This window comes from Trinickia diaoshuihuensis, assembly GCF_003390925.1.
Lineage (GTDB): Bacteria > Pseudomonadota > Gammaproteobacteria > Burkholderiales > Burkholderiaceae > Trinickia > Trinickia diaoshuihuensis.
The window spans coordinates 142,792-159,564 of sequence record NZ_QUBS01000086.1; the positions used below are offsets into that span (position 1 = coordinate 142,792).

At 62.0% G+C, this 16,773-nt stretch carries 16 protein-coding genes and 1 pseudogene; 15 read left to right on the plus strand and 2 right to left on the minus strand.

What is annotated here, in order from left to right; all coding sequences use genetic code 11:
* Positions 1-5: 5 nt before the first annotated feature.
* From DXT59_RS24460 to DXT59_RS24490, 7 genes are all read left to right on the plus strand, one after another.
* Positions 6-1,109 (plus strand): cobalt-precorrin-5B (C(1))-methyltransferase, encoded by a 1,104-nt coding sequence (locus DXT59_RS24460; RefSeq protein WP_116140119.1) that lies wholly within the window; start codon positions 6-8, stop codon positions 1,107-1,109.
* A gap of 5 nt (positions 1,110-1,114) precedes the next feature.
* On the plus strand, positions 1,115-1,876 hold the full coding sequence (locus DXT59_RS24465; protein WP_420823427.1) for a cobalt-precorrin-6A reductase: 762 nt from the start codon (positions 1,115-1,117) through the stop codon (positions 1,874-1,876).
* 11 nt (positions 1,877-1,887) lie between these two features.
* Positions 1,888-2,616, plus strand: coding sequence for a precorrin-4 C(11)-methyltransferase (gene cobM, locus DXT59_RS24470; RefSeq protein ID WP_116140068.1), 729 nt, complete (start codon positions 1,888-1,890; stop codon positions 2,614-2,616).
* A gap of 146 nt (positions 2,617-2,762) precedes the next feature.
* Complete coding sequence (locus tag DXT59_RS24475; protein WP_116140070.1) at positions 2,763-3,179, plus strand: VOC family protein; 417 nt, start codon at positions 2,763-2,765, stop codon at positions 3,177-3,179.
* Between the two features lie 23 nt (positions 3,180-3,202).
* Positions 3,203-3,763: a cupin domain-containing protein gene (locus tag DXT59_RS24480; RefSeq protein ID WP_116140072.1), complete on the plus strand. Its 561-nt coding sequence runs from the start codon at positions 3,203-3,205 to the stop codon at positions 3,761-3,763.
* Positions 3,764-4,141: 378 nt separating this feature from the next.
* On the plus strand, positions 4,142-4,534 hold the full coding sequence (locus DXT59_RS24485) for a hypothetical protein (protein ID WP_162878232.1): 393 nt from the start codon (positions 4,142-4,144) through the stop codon (positions 4,532-4,534).
* Positions 4,535-4,694: 160 nt separating this feature from the next.
* Complete coding sequence (locus DXT59_RS24490; RefSeq protein WP_116140124.1) at positions 4,695-5,069, plus strand: VOC family protein; 375 nt, start codon at positions 4,695-4,697, stop codon at positions 5,067-5,069.
* Between the two features lie 2 nt (positions 5,070-5,071).
* On the opposite strand, the gene DXT59_RS24495 is transcribed toward DXT59_RS24490, so the two are convergent.
* Positions 5,072-5,986: an AraC family transcriptional regulator gene (locus tag DXT59_RS24495; protein WP_116140076.1), complete on the minus strand. Its 915-nt coding sequence runs from the start codon at positions 5,984-5,986 to the stop codon at positions 5,072-5,074.
* Positions 5,987-6,252: 266 nt separating this feature from the next.
* Here DXT59_RS24495 and DXT59_RS24500 point away from each other — a divergent pair, with 266 nt between their 5' ends.
* The 3 genes from DXT59_RS24500 (at position 6,253) to DXT59_RS24510 (ending at position 11,068) form a co-directional block, all read left to right on the plus strand.
* Positions 6,253-9,123 (plus strand): ATP-binding protein, encoded by a 2,871-nt coding sequence (locus DXT59_RS24500; RefSeq protein WP_116140126.1) that lies wholly within the window; start codon positions 6,253-6,255, stop codon positions 9,121-9,123.
* A gap of 223 nt (positions 9,124-9,346) precedes the next feature.
* Complete coding sequence (locus DXT59_RS24505; protein ID WP_420823428.1) at positions 9,347-10,333, plus strand: alpha/beta fold hydrolase; 987 nt, start codon at positions 9,347-9,349, stop codon at positions 10,331-10,333.
* A 72-nt stretch (positions 10,334-10,405) separates the two neighbouring features.
* A complete protein-coding gene (locus DXT59_RS24510) occupies positions 10,406-11,068 on the plus strand; it encodes an HD domain-containing protein (protein ID WP_116140080.1) in 663 nt (220 codons plus the stop codon).
* A gap of 58 nt (positions 11,069-11,126) precedes the next feature.
* On the opposite strand, the gene DXT59_RS24515 is transcribed toward DXT59_RS24510, so the two are convergent.
* On the minus strand, positions 11,127-11,402 hold the full coding sequence (locus tag DXT59_RS24515) for a XapX domain-containing protein (protein ID WP_116140083.1): 276 nt from the start codon (positions 11,400-11,402) through the stop codon (positions 11,127-11,129).
* A gap of 285 nt (positions 11,403-11,687) precedes the next feature.
* Between DXT59_RS24515 and DXT59_RS24520 the strand changes: the two genes are divergently transcribed.
* The 5 genes and pseudogenes from DXT59_RS24520 to DXT59_RS24540 all read left to right on the plus strand — a co-directional run.
* Positions 11,688-12,374 (plus strand): hydrolase, encoded by a 687-nt coding sequence (locus DXT59_RS24520; RefSeq protein WP_116140085.1) that lies wholly within the window; start codon positions 11,688-11,690, stop codon positions 12,372-12,374.
* A 156-nt stretch (positions 12,375-12,530) separates the two neighbouring features.
* A complete protein-coding gene (locus tag DXT59_RS24525; RefSeq protein WP_116140087.1) occupies positions 12,531-12,698 on the plus strand; it encodes a DUF1427 family protein in 168 nt (55 codons plus the stop codon).
* Between the two features lie 28 nt (positions 12,699-12,726).
* Positions 12,727-14,622: an amidohydrolase gene (locus tag DXT59_RS24530; RefSeq protein ID WP_116140089.1), complete on the plus strand. Its 1,896-nt coding sequence runs from the start codon at positions 12,727-12,729 to the stop codon at positions 14,620-14,622.
* Between the two features lie 94 nt (positions 14,623-14,716).
* Positions 14,717-15,628 carry a VOC family protein gene (locus DXT59_RS24535; RefSeq protein ID WP_116140091.1) on the plus strand — a complete coding sequence of 304 codons (912 nt, stop codon included), beginning with the start codon at positions 14,717-14,719 and terminating at the stop codon, positions 15,626-15,628.
* Between the two features lie 79 nt (positions 15,629-15,707).
* Positions 15,708-16,691: pseudogene (locus tag DXT59_RS24540) on the plus strand (alginate export family protein); the annotation flags it as partial.
* Positions 16,692-16,773 lie beyond the last annotated feature (82 nt).

Consider the following 16,773-nt stretch of genomic DNA (forward strand, 5'->3'; position numbering starts at 1 on the left):
CGACGATGCGCGACGAAACACCGGAAGAGCCGCGCCCGCTGCGCAGCGGCTATACGACGGGCAGTTGCGCGACCGCTACCTCACTGGCGGCCGCGCGCTTGCTGCTCGGCGGCGAGCGCAGCGACTTAGCCCAGATCGTACTGCCGAAAGGGCAGCAGGTGCCGATGCGACTCGTGTTTTGCCGTTTCGTGAATGGGACCGACGGCACGGCCGGTGCCGAGGCCGGCACGATCAAAGACGCCGGCGACGATCCCGATGTGACGCATGGGGCGCTCGTATTCGCGCGCGTGGCGCTCAGTGCCGAGCCGGGGGTGCGTTTTCATGCGGGTCCCGGCGTGGGAACGGTGACGCGAGCGGGGCTGACGGTGCCCGTCGGCGAACCCGCGATCAATCCCGTGCCGCGCCGGATGATGCTCGATCATTTGACCGAACTTGCGATCGAATACGGTTACTCGGGCGGATTCGAGGTAACGATCGGTGTCGAAAACGGCGAGACGCTGGCGCTGAAGACGATGAACCCGCGATTAGGGATTGTCGGAGGATTGTCAATTCTCGGGACGACCGGCATCGTCCGGCCGTTTTCCTGTTCGGCGTATATCGCCTCGATTCATCAAGGCATCGACGTCGCACGCGCGAATGGCTATCGGCATGTGGCCGCATGCACGGGCAACGCGAGCGAAGACGCAATGCGTGCGCACTATGCGCTGCCGGAGATCGCGCTGATCGAAATGGGCGACTTCGTGGGCGCGGTGCTCAAGCACATGCGGCGCGCGCCCGTCGAAAAACTGAGCCTATGCGGCGGCTTCGGCAAATTCAGCAAACTGGCGGCGGGGCACCTCGATTTGCATAGCCGCCATTCGAGTATCGATTTGCGGTTGCTGGCCCAGTGGGCCGGCGAGGCAGGGGGCGGCACGGCCCTCCAAGCCGCCATCGAAGCCGCGAATACGAGTCAGCAAGCGCTCGCGATGGCGACCGAGCAAGGCATCGCCCTAGGCGATGTCGTGTGCCGCCATGCGCGCGCGGTGGCGCAAGACATCGTCCCGCCGGAGGTCGCGGTCGAAGTCTTCGCGATCGACCGGGAGGGCCAATTCGTGGGAGTCGCGCAGTGAGTCGTATGGTGGGTCGCATCTTAGTGCTGGGCGGCACAGGGGATGCCCTGACGATCGCGCGTCGTTTGCAAGCGAGCGACGTATATAGCCTCGCGGGACTGGGCAAAGTTCCCGATGGTCTTGCTTGCCGGGTTCGCGTCGGCGGCTTCGGCGGCAGCGAGGGACTCGCTCGCTTTCTCGAGACGGAGCGCATCGCGCTCGTCGTCGATGCCACGCATCCCTATGCGGCCCAAATGAGCGCGAATGCGGCGTCCGCGAGCAAGTTGGCGGGCGTCAATTGTTGGGCGCTGCGCCGCCCGCCCTGGGAACCCCGCGGCGGCGACGACTGGCGTTGGGTCGCCAACTGGGATGCGATCCGTGCCGAGTTGGCGCCGTTCGCGCGCCCCTTCTTTACGCTTGGGCGCGAGCCGCTGAGCCATCTGGCGGACATTCCCGCCCATCAGTACTGGACCATCCGGTGCCTCGACGCGCACCCCGGTACGGACCGCGCGCGCGTCATCGGTGCGCGCGGGCCGTTCACGCTCGACGGCGAACGCGCGCTATTCGAGCAGAACCGGTTCGACGTCGTCGTCAGCAAGAACAGCGGCGGTGCCGCGACCGAGGCGAAACTGGACGTTGCGCGCGAGCGCGGTCTGCCCGTCGTGATGCTGCGGCGTCCGAGCTTGCCCGCGGTAGCGCGCATCTTCGAAACGACCGATGCACTGCTGGCCGAACTCGATGCGTTGCGCGAGCCAATCGATGATCGTATGATCCGGCCCGGCTCATGACGGAGTGAAGCATGACGGTCTATTTTATTGGCGCGGGTCCCGGCGATCCCGAGCTCGTCACGGTGAAAGGGCAGCGCCTGATTCGTCGCTGCCCGGTCATTCTCTACGCAGGTTCGTTGGTCCCGGCCGAAGTGTTGGCCGGCAACGCGGCCGAGCTGGTGGTGAACACGGCCGAACTCGACCTCGACGCGATCGTCGGATTGCTGGCCGATGCCCATGCCAAGGGACAAGACGTCGCCCGGGTGCACTCGGGCGATCCGTCGTTGTACGGCGCGATCGGCGAGCAGATTCGTCGCATCCGGAGCCTCGGTATCCCTTATGAAATCGTACCCGGCGTGACCGCAACGGCCGCCTGCGCTGCAACGTTAGGCTGCGAATTGACCCTGCCCGGCGTGTCGCAAACGGTGATTCTGACGCGTTACGCGACCAAGACTTCGATGCCCGAAAGGGAACAGTTCGGGGATCTGGCCCGTCACGGCGCGACGATGGCGATCCATCTCGGCGTGCGGCATCTCGCCCGGATCGTCGACGAATTGCGGCCGCACTACGGCGACGATTGCCCCATCGCGGTCGTCTACCGGGCGAGCTGGCCCGACGAAGAACGCGTGACCGGTACGCTGGCGGATATCGTCGGCAAAGTGGCGCGGACCGATATCGAACGCACCGCGCTGATCCTGGTCGGGCGCGTGCTCGCCATGGAGCAATTCGCGGAATCGACGTTGTACGCGCCGAACCGGTAATCGCGGCGCGCTTCCGGCCGGCGTGTGTCTGCGGATCGGTGGGCTTGCGCACTTGCGCCAGTCGTTTTCGTTCGTCGACGTACTATCCTGGATGCGGGCGCAGGCACGTTCGCGAATAACGATGAATTCACCCCGGAGACGTGACCATGCCGAGACAAATCTTTATCAACCTGCCTGTGAGCGATGTCGCGAGGTCGACGGCGTTCTATGCGGCAATCGGAGCCACAAAAAATCCGCAGTTCAGCGACGAGACGAGTTCGTGCATGGTCTTCTCGGACAACATCTTCGTCATGCTGCTGACACACGCGAAATGGGCGCATTTCACGAGTAAACCGATCGTCGATGCGCGGCACGAGAGCGAGGTGATGCTTGCGCTGAGCGCAGACGATCGCGCAAGCGTGGATAAAATGACCGATACCGCCGGGGCGAACGGCGGTAAAGCGGATGTCAACGCGAAGCAGGACCTCGGCTTTATGTACGGCCGCAGTTTCGAAGACCCCGACGGCCATATCTGGGAAGTGGTATTCGTTGATATGTCTCAGATGGCTGCGAATCCGTCCTAATGCCATCGAAAGGAGCGTGATCGATGACTACCGATAAGCAAGACAAACAACGCCTGATCGACCGCTTTCAATTGGCGCCGCACCCGGAAGGCGGACATTATCGTGAAACGCATCGCGATTCACAACGCGTTTCGCGCATTCCCGAGCCCGGCCGCTCGGATGCCGAAGTCGCGGACGCTTCGCGAGCGGCGTCGACATGTATTTACTACATGCTTTGCGATGGCGCTTATTCTGCATGGCATCGAATCCGCTCCGACGAAGTGTGGCATTTTTATGCGGGCGATCCGATCGACGTGCATGTCATCGATGTGACCGGCCGGCTCGCCACGTATCGGCTCGGCAACGCACTGACCCATGCCGATGCTTCGTTCCAGGTCGTCGTGCCGGCCGGTTGCTGGTTCGCGGCGGAATGCGCCGCGCTGTACGATAGCGCGGCTCGCGCCGATTTTGCGTTGGTCGGATGTACCGTCGCGCCCGGATTCGAGTTCCGCGATTTCGAGCTTGCCGACGTCGAGGCGCTTGCCGCGCAATTCCCAAGCCACGCCGCGCTGTTGCGGCGGTTGGCCCCGCGATCCCACACTTAGGGAAAATCGGCTAAGACCGCGCTAGTTGAAATAGGGTTCGTCCTCATCGAAATTTGGCCGCCAACTCAGGTTTTTTTCGTCGTTTTTGTTTCGATTTAGATTCTATGCGCCATTCATTTCCAGACGAGAAATGAATGGCGCTTCATTCATTGATTTTGTCGATAATTTCCGCCAAGTATCGCTCGGCATCGGTGCTACGCTGTCCTCGCGACTCCGATCTCGATATCCGGCAATATGATGCCGGCCGCATCGACCGCAGGATGTTTTATATCCGATAAAAATTTTTGTTATTCATCGCGATATCGAATACGTAATCGATCGAGAACGTGTCGCATTCAGGGTACGGTACTTTAAAAATCGTTAGCTTGGGAGATCATCGTGAACTTGAAATCAGCCTTATCGGCACTGGTGCTTGGGTCAGGTCTCGTCTGCGCCGGGCAGGCCATGGCGGCGCCTTCGTCGGCTCTGAACACGATCTGCGCCAACGCATTTGGCGTCGTCGAGCAGAAAAGCGCGCCAACGGTCTATGTCGAAAGCCTTACCTTGCAGAACATGCAAGCGGCCGTTGTTTTCGCGGATGGTACGAAATACATCATATGGCCGAATAACGCCACACCGCAGGGAGAGCAGACCAATCAAATCCGTTCCCTCGTGAAACTGGCGTACTTGACGGGCACTAAGGTCAACCTATGCGTGAGCAGCTTGAACGAGATTTGGGCGGTGGAGCTGGCTCAGAAACCGCGCGCCCCCTGGTTGGCGCTGCCGGAATAAAGCGTTGCGTTAGCCGCGCTGACCTATGACGGCGGGTGGTCCCGGTTGCGGGTGTCCCGCGGCCCGGATCGGCCCAACGCGTTTCGCAATTTTTGCAAAGTCTCGCTTGCGGCTTCGGCGCACAATGAAGGCCGGTTCAACCCAGAAGCGGGAGACGAAGATGCTCGACCATGTATCGATCGGCGTGCGCGACATTGCAAAGACTAAAAGCTTCTATGACAACGCGTTCGCGCCCCTAGGTTATCGTTGCCTACATGCGGACGAAGGCTTGTTGGGGTATGGCGCGCACTCCCCACAGTGGTGGATTTACCGCTCCGAACACCCGGTCGAGCCGGATGCGCGGTCAGGCCTGCACTTTTGCTTCGCGGCCCCGTCGCGTTCCGCCGTGGATGCATTTCATTCGCGGGCATTGGCGGCCGGCGGCAAGGACAATGGCGCGCCGGGGCTGCGAACCGACTACGGACCCGAGTACTACGCGTCGTTCGTGATCGACCCCGATGGCTATCGAGTGGAGGCCTACTGCGCGAGTGCGTAGTGCTAACGCCTTGCTTGGCGGCGCCAGGCGCCTGGCGTCATCCCCAGCGTCTTTGAAAAGACGCGGCTCATATGGCTTTGATCCGCGAAGCCGCAGGCGTGGGCGACCTCGGATAGCGCCAGGTCGCTGCGCTCGAGCAGGTCGCGCGCTTGCTCGGCGCGCCGTTCGAGCAGCCACTGATGAGGCGTACGGCCGGTGCTCTTCGCAAAGGCGCGGATGAAGTAGGCGCGCGACAAGTTGCATTCGCTTGCGATGTCGGCGAGCGTCATACCTTCGCTCGGGCGAGACAAAAGCAGTTCCTTCGCGCGCGTCTCTTGAGATGCCGAGAGCACGCCCTTTAAACCGGCCTCGCGATAGTGCCCGCCGGCGTATTGCCGAGCGAGATGGATGCCCATCGTCAGCCCGAGTTGCTCGACGAATAGCCCCCCAAGCGGGCCCGGACCGTCCGCGTTCGCCGCCAAGGCGGCAGCCAAATGCCCGAGCACGGGATCCTTTCGATCCGGCTCGCAACCGAGACCGGCGATGCGCCGCAAACCGTGCTCGTCGGCCAAGCGATCGAGAAACCCGCGCGATAGCTCGGCAAGGACGAAATCGAAATGCCCGTAAAGATCCGCTTGATAGGGTTCCGAAAAGTCTCGGATATAGATCGAATGCGTTTCATATGACCTATTCTCGAAACGCTCGCCTCGGAAGATCCTTCGCCGATGCCCGCTATTGAGCGAAATGCCGATCAGGAAGCCGCGCTCGCATGCCGGCATCGACACTCGCTCGAGCGTTTCGTCGTCCATGCATTTGCGGTAGAGCGTGAATTCGTTATTACCGAATTCCACGTTTTTTCGTAGTTTGCTGAATTGGCAGCCGAGTCCATCGCGCCGCGCTAGCGATGGAACGGCCGCGGGTGCGATCGCTTCGGACATGGTGTCAATGGCGGACGAATAGACTAATGTCCAACCGGTTATACCATCGATAAATTAAAGCGACAACCGCCGACTCAAGCCGCGTCGCGCGCATCGCGTCGGCGACGACGTTCGCAGGCATTCGGCGCCGGCGGCAATTGAGCATTTTTATCCAATACGTAATTTTACGCGCCGCTTACACTGGCCGAACTCAATCCTTCGCTGGCGGCGTGTCTCGTTCGCAACGCGACTGCAACCCGCACCGCCCACAGTCCCAGGAGATGACCATGGTCGAGATAGGTACGTTGCTCGTCAATTTCGAGCATCGGGAAATACGGCGAAACGGCATGACGTTGCGGATCAGCGCGCGTGCCTTCGACATCTTGGAAGTCCTCTTTCGCGCAAACGGCGCGATCGTGTCGAAAGACGACATCATCGAAACGGTGTGGCCCGGCCAGATCGTCGAGGAAAACCGCTTACAGGTCCACGTTGCAGCCTTGCGCAAGGTACTGGACGCGGACCGCGAACTCATTAAAACGGTCAGTGGACGCGGGTACATGCTCGTGCCGTATACGCACGCCGCAAAGTCGGCCGCCCCTGCGCGGACGCAAAGCTTGCCCGCCGATTTACCGCTCGTCGGCCGAGCGCGCGAACTCGCGAGCATTGTCGAGCGATTGGACGATGCACCGGTGGTGACGCTTGTCGGCGCGGGCGGAATCGGCAAGACGGCGCTTGCCGTCCATGTCGCTCACGCATTGAGCGAGGCCGCCGGCACCTGCGTCCATTTCGTCGAGCTGGCGATGGCGGAGTCGAGCGACGCCGTCCTAGCCACGGTAGCGCTGGCCTTGCGAGCCGATGTCCCCTTGGCCGCGAACGATCCGCGATCGCTGCTGGCCACGCTGCAAGCCGACCGCGTGCTGCTGGTGCTCGACAATGCGGAGCACGTCATCGATGCCGTCGCCGCGATCGTGCAGATGCTGGCGGCGAATGCAACCAACCTGCGTATCCTCGTGACGAGCCGGGAGCCGCTTGCCATTCGCGTCGAATCGGTATTTCGAGTCGATCCGCTGTCGGTGCCGCCAGCCGACGCGGAGGTGCGGACCCTAACGGAACACGGTGCGGTCGAGCTGTTTTTGCGGCGCGCGCGCTCGATCGCGCCGGGTTGCGCGGCCGACGAGGCGAGCATCCGGCTCGTCGCGGACATTTGCCGCCGGCTCGAGGGTCTTCCTCTGGCGATCGAACTCGCCGCGGCGCGCGTCGCGACGTTAGGTGTCGACGGAGTCGCCGCGCGCCTTGACGACCGCCTCAACCTGTTGAGCGGCGGAATGCGTTCCGCCTTGCCGCGCCATCAAACGTTGCGTGCAACGTTCGATTGGAGTTACGCGCTGCTCGACGCGGACACGCGCGCGTTGTTTCGCAGTCTTGCCTTCTTTGCGGGCACCTTTACCTTCGAGGCGGTCTGCGCGGTAGCGATCGAGCCGAGCATGCCGGTTGCCGCGACCATCGCATCGCTGAGCGAATTGGCGGCTAAATCGCTGCTGACCGTGGAATTCCATGGTGCGATCGCGCTGTACCGGCTCACGGAATCCACGCGCGCCTATGCGATGGAAAAGCTGCGACACGAGGGCGACGTGAAACGCGTCGGGCGCAATCATATGCGCTATCTGCAACGCCATATCGAAGACCGTTCCGCCATCACGCCGCACCGGCCGCATGCGCAATCGCTTGCGCACGAAGCGCTCGATGATGCGCGCAGCGCATGGGATTGGGCATTTTCGGAGGAGGGCGATCCGGCATTGGGCGTGGCGTTGGCCGGCTCGCTCGTGGGCACGTTGCTCGATGCCTCGCTGCTGCATGAATGCCGGGAACGCGCCGAGCGGGCGCTAGCAACGCTCGAGACGTTGCCGGCCGGGGCCGTGGATGCGGTGTGCGAGATGCGCTTATGCGCGGCATATGCCGCCTCGCTGCTGCTGACCGGCGCAGGCGCCGCCGAAGCAACCGCGCTTTGGCGACGGGTGCTCGCGCGCGCCGAATCGGCCGGCGACGAGTCGTTTACGGCGCGCGCTCTTTGGGGCCTTTGGAATGCGGCGATGACGCGCGGCGATATTCATGCCGCGCTGCGCTACGCAACGCGCTTCGAGCTGCACGCCGATCGGGTCGGTGTGCCGTGGCAGAAGCTTTGCGCAAAGGCCACGATCGCGGTATCGCTGCACTGCTTCGGCGAGTTGGCTCAGGCGCGCGAGCGGCTCGAGCAGACACTCGACGCACTCGATGCGCATGGCTTGCCTGGGCCCGACGAGAGGAACCTCGCGGTGGATCCTCGCATTTTCGGCGCGGGAACGCTCGCGCGGGTCGCCTGGATGCAGGGCGACACGGCGTTCGCCTTGGAGTGGATGGAGCGAGCGGTTAACTTCGTGCGCGCCGATATGCTCGAACCTTCGTTCTCCCACCTGTTGGCGGCTGTCGTCGTGCCGATCGAGTTGGCTTGCGGGGAACTGGAGGCCGCCTCGCGTCACCTTGCGCTGCTTCGCTCGCAAACCGCACTCAATCGCATCGGCGGTTGGCAGGACTACGGCGAGTGTCTCGCGGGCCAACTGGAGATGCTGAGCGGTCGCGCCGAAGTGGGCCTCGCTCGCCTGGAAGCCGGGCTCGTACGGCTTGCGTCGCAAGGGTTCGCACGGCTGACTGCGCCGCTGATATGCGCTTACGCGCAAGCGCTGGTCGAGAACGGTCGCATCGATGAAGCGCAAAACGCGCTCGATAAGGCGCAGCAGGGTCGAGCGTTAGGCGATCACAACTTCGCAGCGGAATTGTTGCGCGTGCGCGGTCGGGTGGAACGGGCACGCGCCGGTAAACGCGCCGCGCACAAATCGGGAGCCGGCGAAACCTCGCTCGAGGCCGCACACCGGTATTTCCGCGACGCGATGGCATTGGCGCGTGAACAGAGCGCCCGGCTGTTCGAACTACGCGCCGCGTTGGATCTGGCCGAGTCACTCATGGATGCGGGGGAAGGTGCGCAGGTCTCGGTGCTTCTCAGGCCGCTCTCCACATGCGTCGAACGCATCGCAGCGGGTACTCGCGTACCGGAAGCGCGCCGATTCGAGGAACTGCTGCGCATCGCAGGCGCCGAGCAGATGTCTCCGGTCGGACAAAGCTGAGGCGACGAGGGCAATTCAGCGTCGCTTCATAACTTTTCAGATTTTCGACAGGACTTCTCCGTCGCTGGCCCACTAACATGCGATCGCGTATCGGATTGTTGCGGCACCGACTGCGCCACGGCTCATGTTTCATGTCACCGCGGCATCCGAGCGCATACCACAATGGTCACGAGAAAGCCCTTCGCCTGCTAAACCCGCGGCGACGTTTCGACGGAGAAAAATGATGAGTACAGATCACAACAGCACCGTTCCCCTTTCGGCCGCACGCCGCCGCCTCTTGTCGGCGAGCGCCGGCGTGGCGGGCGCCATGGCCGCCATGGCCAGCTTGCCCGGCAGCGCCGATGCCAAATCGGCGCCGCCCGCGCATGGCGGCCATCATCCGCAAGGCGGCGGCTTCGCGAAGGCGAAGGACGGCACGCAAATCTATTTCAAGGATTGGGGTACGGGTACGCCCGTCGTGTTCTCGCACGGGTGGCCGCTGTCCGCCGATGCCTGGGATCCGCAAATGCTGTTCCTCGTCAATCAGGGCTATCGCGTCATCGCTCACGACCGGCGCGGTCACGGCCGCTCCGGCCAGCCGTCGCAGGGTAACGACATGGATACCTATGCCGACGACCTCGCGGCCGTGCTCGATACGCTCGACGTCAAGGGCGCCATGCTCGTGGGCCACTCGACCGGCGGCGGCGAGGTGGCGCATTACATCGGACGTCACGGCGAAGCGCGTGTGGCCAAAGCCGTGCTCATCGGCGCCGTACCCCCGCAAATGGTGAAGTCGGCCAACAACCCCAACGGCCTCGATATGTCGGTGTTCGACGGGATTCGAGCCGGCGTTGCAGCGAACCGCTCGCAGTTCTACCTCGATCTCACCACGCCGTTTTACGGCTTCAACCGGCCGAACGCAAAAGTCTCGCAAGGCTTGGTGCAAGACTTCTGGCGTCAAGGCATGGCGGGGTCGATCAAGGGCCAATACGAATGCATCAAGCAGTTCTCCGAGGTCGACTACACCGACGATCTGAAGAAGATCAGCGTCCCCACCTTGATTCTGCACGGCGATGACGACCAAATCGTGCCGATCGACGATTCGGCCAAGTTGTCGGCGAAGATCGTGAAGAACGCGACGCTGAAGGTGTACGCCGGCGCGCCGCACGGCATGTGCAGCACGCATGTCGATCAAGTCAATGCCGATTTGCTCGCGTTCCTGAAGGGCTAAAAAAACACACGCTGGTACCGCGGGCGCTCGCGTTGCGACGCGCCCGTAAAAACGATAAGAGAGGAGAGAGGTATGCGCGCTTCGTCATTCTCGACGGCCGACGAAGTGATGGGGGTACTTATTCCGCGAAGCGCGGTTTGCAAAACGGCCGCCGAATACGCGCGCGGCGCGCTGCCGGCCGTATTGTTCGGACATGCGTGCCGCGTGTTCGTCTTCGCGATGCTATTTGCGCAGCGCACGGGAAAGACGTGCGACTCCGAACTGCTTTATGTCAGCGCGATGTTTTCGAACATCGGCTTGACCGAAGCGTATGCGCGCTCGACTGTTCGTTACGAGTTGGATAGCGCCGATGCCGCGCGCCTCCATCTCGACCGGCATGGAATCGGTTCCCGCGAGCGAGACGAAGCTTGGCTCGCCATCGCACTGCATATGACACCCGGCATCGCCGTGCGTGTCTCGCCGCTAGCCAGTGCGCTGGCCGCGGCTACGTTTACGGATTTGACGGCCGCGCACCTGGACACCTATTCAAACGAGGAACGCAACGGCGTGTTGGCGGCCTACCCGCGCGGCAAGCAGTTCAAGCACGAAGTTATTGCCGCGATGGGCCGCGGTCTCGCGCATCGGCCGGGCACCACGTTCGGCACCTTCGGTGCCGATGTGCTCGATAGAGTCGATCCCGATTACTGTCGTATCAATTTCTGCGGGCAAATCTTGGGCTCTTCTTGGGAAGATTAGGGCGAATCCAAAAATAACGATTGGAAAAGCGCGCTATCGACGCACATACAAAGCCGAATTACCCGCGGTTTTGATCACCGGTCGTATTATTGCGCGCTTGCGAACCCGGCAATGGGCCGAACATGTGGGCGCCGCACTTTGCATCGCGCCAGGCCGCTTTAAGTTTCAAGCCCGAAGCCATTCGTCCGACGAGAGGAATGATTTGCTCGCCGGCCAGCATACCCAGCAACCCGATCAACGCAATCGCCGGAGGCGCCGGCGAGGCCACCCCGATCGCGTAGTAGACGACTCCGGCGAGCACGCCAGCGAGCAAGGAAAAGACATAGGGCTTCATGGTGACTCTCGTTGGCGAAGTTCGGCGCCATCGATCGGACGACGCTCACATGAGTTGTGAGCGTATCGCTTTTTTTGAATACCGTGAAGAGCGATTCAGAACATTTAAGGTTCGATTTTCTGAATCAGACGAATTAGGGTTTTTTCATTGGGCTTGCGCCGATTTTGCGTGTCAAATAGTCACAGCCGGCGAGGAACGTGTTTGCCGGCGGAACGCACACCTCACGGAACGCAGTCGCGCCCCCTAGGCGTACTACTCATTCCCCGAATCGAAGGACACTCTGACATGAGCAACACAAAACTCGAAGTACTGACGCCGCAGAACAGCCAATTGATCATCATCGATCAACAACCTCAGATGGCCTTCGGCGTTCAATCGATCGACCGTCAAGCATTGAAGAACAACGTCGTCGCGCTCGCCAAGGCAGCGAAGGTGTTCAACATTCCGACGACGATCACGACGGTCGAATCGGAAAGCTTCTCGGGTTTCACGTACCCGGAATTGCTTGACGTCTTCCCGAATCAAAAGGTGCTCGAACGCACGTCGATGAATTCGTGGGACGACCAAAAAGTGCGCGACGCGCTGGCCGCCAACGGCCGCAAAAAGGTGGTGGTGGCCGGCTTGTGGACGGAGGTTTGCAATACCACGTTCGCTTTGTGCGCGATGCTCGAAGGCGAATACGAAATCTATATGGTGGCCGACGCATCGGGCGGTACCTCCAAGGATGCGCACGATTACGCGATGCAACGCATGGTGCAAGCCGGCGTGGTGCCCGTCACCTGGCAACAAGTCATGCTCGAGTGGCAGCGCGATTGGGCGCGCCGCGAGACGTATGACGCAGTGATGGCGATCGCGAAGGAACACTCGGGCGCGTACGGCATGGGCGTCGATTACGCCTACACGATGGTCCACAAGGCCGCGCAGCGCACGGCCACGCCGCATGAGGCGCTGCCGGCCGTTGCGGCTCGCTGATCGCGCAGACGCCGTCCCGCCCGCGCCCGGGGCGGCGCATCGCCGGCTCCGAAAACGGAGCCGGCGATCAGTTGGCGGTAGCGTCGGGCAGGCGCGCGTTCGAGTGAGCAGCCAGCGAGCACGACGACATTTTCAAATCGGTGAAGGACTGATCGTATGGAACCTTACCTTGTGTCCCTTGGCGCGGGCGTGTTGATCGGCGTGATCTATAGCGTGATCAAGGTGCGCTCGCCGGCGCCACCGCTGATCGCTCTGATCGGCCTGCTGGGCATGACGCTCGGCGCGCAGGCACTTCCCACTCTTCGGCCGTTGCTGGGCATCTAGTCGAAGTTCGCAAAGCGAGGCAATGTAAATGAGCACAAGCAACACCCAACCCGACCTGATTCTGCATAACGGACGAATCACCACGCTCGACCGGTCGAACCCGGTGGCGAGCGCCGTGGCGATTGCCGGCGGGCGCTTTGTCGCCGTCGGCAGCGACGCCGATGTCATGCCGCTCGCGGGCGGCCAAACGAAGGTCATCGACTTGGGCGGCCGGCCCCTCATGCCGGGGCTGATCGACAATCACCTGCACTTGATCCGCGGGGGATTGAACTACAACATGGAGTTGCGCTGGGACGGCGTCAACTCGCTGGCTGTCGCCATGCAGATGCTCAAGCAGCAAGTGGCGATCACGCCCGCTCCGCAATGGGTTCGCGTGGTGGGCGGTTTTACGGAACATCAATTCGCGGAAAAGCGCCTGCCCACGATCGAGGAGATCAACGCCGTCGCACCCGATACGCCGGTCTTCATCCTGCATTTGTACGATCGCGCGCTGCTGAACGCGGCGGCATTGCGTGTCGTCGGCTACACGAAAGATACCCCCGAGCCTCCCGGCGGCGTCATCGTGCGCGATGCGGCCGGCAACCCCACCGGGCTGCTGTTGGCAAATCCCAACGCGGCGATTCTTTATGCGACCCTGGCCAAGGGTCCCAAGCTGCCGTTCGAATACCAATACAATTCGACGCGCCATTTCATGCGCGAACTCAATCGCCTCGGCGTGACCGGCGCGATCGACGCCGGCGGCGGCTCGCAGAATTACCCCGACGATTACGAAGTCATTCGCAAGCTCCACGAGGCGGGCGAAATGACGATACGCATCGCGTACAACCTGTTCACTCAAAAGCCGAACGCCGAGAAGGAAGACTTCGTCAACTGGACCCGCACGGTCAAGTATCACGACGGCACCGATTACTTCCGTCATAACGGCGCCGGCGAGATGCTCGTTTTTTCGGCAGCCGATTTCGAAGATTTCCGCGTGGCGCGTCCCGAACTCGCGCCCGGGATGGAAGACGAACTCGAAGGCGTAGTGCGCGTGCTCGCGCAAAACCGCTGGCCGTGGCGGCTGCATGCGACTTATGAGGAAACGATCAGCCGTTCCCTCGACGTCTTCGAGAAGGTCGACAAGGACATTCCGCTCGAAGGCATCAACTGGTTCTTCGACCACGCGGAAACCATCTCCGAACGTTCGATGGATCGCATTGCGGCGCTCGGCGGCGGCATCGCCGTGCAGCACCGGATGGCCTACCAAGGCGAATACTTCGTCGAACGGTATGGATCGCAAGCCGCGGAGGCTACGCCGCCCGTTGCGAAGATGCTGGAGAAGGGCCTGAAGGTTTCGGCGGGTACCGATGCTACGCGCGTCGCATCGTACAACCCTTGGGTGTCGCTCTCATGGCTCGTCACCGGCAAGACCGTCGGTGGATTGCGGTTATATCCGCGCCGCAATTTGCTGGATCGCGAAACGGCCCTGCGCATGTGGACCGAATACGTCACGTGGTTCTCGAACGAAGAAGGTAAGAAAGGGCGGATCGCGGTAGGTCAGTTGGCCGACGCGATCGTTCCGGACCGCGACTTCTTTGCTTGTCCCGAAGACGACATCGCGGACACGACTGCTCTGCTGACTGTCGTCGGCGGCAAGGTCGTCTGGGGGACCGGGCCGTTCTCGAAATTCGACACGCCCATTCCCCCGGCAATGCCCGATTGGTCCCCGGCGCGTCAATACGGCGGTTACGCCGGATGGGGCGCATCCGGCGCGCAGGGCGCCCCGTTGCAACGTGCCGCCGCGGCCGCAGCCGCGTCTTGCGGGTGCGCGAGCGCGTGCGGCTTGCATGGCCATGCGCATGCGCGGGCATGGGGCAGCGCATTGCCCGCGTCGGATCCCAAGAGCTTTTGGGGGGCGTTCGGTTGCTCCTGCTGGGCGGTTTGATTCGTTAGGCATCGTGCACGATCGACGCATGTTTGCTCGCGATCGTGCGTGCTCATACTTACCCAACGGCCAACAAAGAAAGGAAAAACATCCGATGAAAAGCATTCGAAATGCATTGGCGTCATTGATGATGGCGGGGGCGCTCGTCGCAGCGCCCGTCTCGTTCGCCAAGGCGGTATCGCAGTCTTCGACGGCCTCGTTCGCGGTTGGACCGCAATACGACACGACGCACGTTTATGTCGAACCCGAAGCGTTCGACCGATTCACCGACAGCTTCGTGGCCACCTTCGGCGGCACGAAGTCGAAGCAAGGCGTATTTCAAGTGACGCCGACGCCTAGCCAGACGATGTCGCAACTCGTCTTCACGCCGGCCGGGACGATTTCGGTCTTCGGCTTCAAGACACCCATTCCGTACCCGTTCGGCTCCGAGCGCACGGGCTATCTCGTGACCGATATGGATGCCGCGGTTGCGTCGGCGCGTGCGCATGGCGCCGATGTGGTCGTCGAGACGTTCCCGGATCCGATCGGCCGCGACGCGATCGTTTCGTGGCCCGGCGGCCTGCACATGCAGTTGTATTGGCATACGCAGGCACCGCATTACGATCCGCTGCAGACCGTGCCTGAGAACCGGGTCTACGTGTCGGAGCAAAGCGCGGACAAACTGGTTCGCGACTTCGTCGCTTTCTCGCATGGGAAGGTCGTGTCCGACGTATCGCATGCACCCGGTATCGAGATTGGCCGCCCAAACGATACGTATCGCCGCGTACGCATCGAGTCCGGATTCGGAAATATGACGGTGCTCGTCACGGACGGCAGCTTGCCCTATCCGTTCGGACACGAGGTGACGGGATACGAAGTGCCGAACCTCGACGCGACGTTGACGCGAGCCCAAGCCGCCGGCGTGACCGTGCTCGTGCCGCCGTTCAAGTCGGACGGGCGCAATGCGGCGATGGTGCAGTTCCCGGGCGGCTATGTCGCCGAGATCCACGACAGCGTGGCGAAGTGAGCGCCGTTGCATGAGACGCTTCAAGCGCCCGAGCGGCAAACGCTCCTATCACGCAAGAGCGGCCGCGGGGTTAGCGGCGATGACGGGTCTGTGCCTGATCGGCCCGGGCTCGGCATTCGCCGATTCCACGGTCGAAAGCACGGCGCCCGCTTGCAGCGGCAAGCGGCCCGTCGTCATGTTCAATCGCTGGCAAGAAGATTGGTCTGTCCTTGCCAACCCTTGTGTCGCCCGCGAGCCGCTCGATAGCTTGAAATACGTTCCATTAAGCAAAGACGGAGAGTCGTACCTGTCGCTGGGGGCGAATCTGCGCGAGCGCATGGAAACCAACGACGCGCCGTTGTTCGGCATCGGTCCCGGCGCAAGCGATACGTATTTGATTCAGCGAATCGAAGTCGATGCCGATGCCCGTATCGCCAAGCATTGGCAGTTCTTCGTGCAGTTCGAAGACGCCCGAACGTATGGAAAGAACGTCATTACGCCGGTAGACAAGAATCCGCTCGATCTCGAGCAACTGTTCGTTACGTATTCGGGTGAACTCGGCGCAGGTACGTTCAAGATGCGCGTGGGTCGCCAGCAGATGGCTTTCGACCTTCAGCGTTTCATTTCCGTTCGCGACGGCCCCAATGTGCGTCAGTCGTTCGACGGGGTATGGACCGACTATGAGCTCGGTAAATGGCGTTTCATTGCCTACGCGACTCAACCGGTGCAGAACCGCTATGCATCGACGTTCGACGACAAATCGAGCCGCGACCTCACGTTCAGCGGCGTGCGCTTCGAGCGGCAATCGGTCGGGCCCGGCGATCTTTCCGGGTATTGGTCGCGCTATAACCGGCGCAACGCGCGTTTCACCGATGCGAGCGGAGACGAACATCGGGATGTTTGGGACCTGCGCTATACAGGCACGCGCAATCGCTTCGACTGGGACGTGGAAGCGATGTTGCAGACGGGAACGGTAGGGCAGAACACAGTCAATGCTTGGGCGCTCGGCTCGATCGCCGGCTATTCGTTCGATGCGGCGTGGTCGCCGCGTGTCGCATTGCAGATCGATGCGGCATCGGGCGAGCTAAAGTCGAATGTGGTGTACGGGGGAGTTGAGGCGGGAAGTTGAAGGCGGTGGAGGTTTCAGCTGAGAATCTGATTGTCGA

Coding starts and splice junctions, on each gene's coding strand:
- DXT59_RS24490 (WP_116140124.1), top strand. CDS start 4,695: ATGCTCGACCATGTATCGATCGGCGTGCGCGACATTGCAAAGACTAAA.
- DXT59_RS24465 (WP_420823427.1), top strand. CDS start 1,115: ATGGTGGGTCGCATCTTAGTGCTGGGCGGCACAGGGGATGCCCTGACG.
- DXT59_RS24495 (WP_116140076.1), bottom strand. CDS start 5,986: ATGTCCGAAGCGATCGCACCCGCGGCCGTTCCATCGCTAGCGCGGCGC.
- DXT59_RS24480 (WP_116140072.1), top strand. CDS start 3,203: ATGACTACCGATAAGCAAGACAAACAACGCCTGATCGACCGCTTTCAA.
- DXT59_RS24535 (WP_116140091.1), top strand. CDS start 14,717: ATGAAAAGCATTCGAAATGCATTGGCGTCATTGATGATGGCGGGGGCG.
- DXT59_RS24530 (WP_116140089.1), top strand. CDS start 12,727: ATGAGCACAAGCAACACCCAACCCGACCTGATTCTGCATAACGGACGA.
- DXT59_RS24475 (WP_116140070.1), top strand. CDS start 2,763: ATGCCGAGACAAATCTTTATCAACCTGCCTGTGAGCGATGTCGCGAGG.
- DXT59_RS24500 (WP_116140126.1), top strand. CDS start 6,253: ATGGTCGAGATAGGTACGTTGCTCGTCAATTTCGAGCATCGGGAAATA.
- DXT59_RS24510 (WP_116140080.1), top strand. CDS start 10,406: ATGCGCGCTTCGTCATTCTCGACGGCCGACGAAGTGATGGGGGTACTT.
- DXT59_RS24460 (WP_116140119.1), top strand. CDS start 6: ATGCGCGACGAAACACCGGAAGAGCCGCGCCCGCTGCGCAGCGGCTAT.
- cobM (WP_116140068.1), top strand. CDS start 1,888: ATGACGGTCTATTTTATTGGCGCGGGTCCCGGCGATCCCGAGCTCGTC.
- DXT59_RS24505 (WP_420823428.1), top strand. CDS start 9,347: ATGAGTACAGATCACAACAGCACCGTTCCCCTTTCGGCCGCACGCCGC.
- DXT59_RS24525 (WP_116140087.1), top strand. CDS start 12,531: ATGGAACCTTACCTTGTGTCCCTTGGCGCGGGCGTGTTGATCGGCGTG.
- DXT59_RS24520 (WP_116140085.1), top strand. CDS start 11,688: ATGAGCAACACAAAACTCGAAGTACTGACGCCGCAGAACAGCCAATTG.
- DXT59_RS24515 (WP_116140083.1), bottom strand. CDS start 11,402: ATGAAGCCCTATGTCTTTTCCTTGCTCGCTGGCGTGCTCGCCGGAGTC.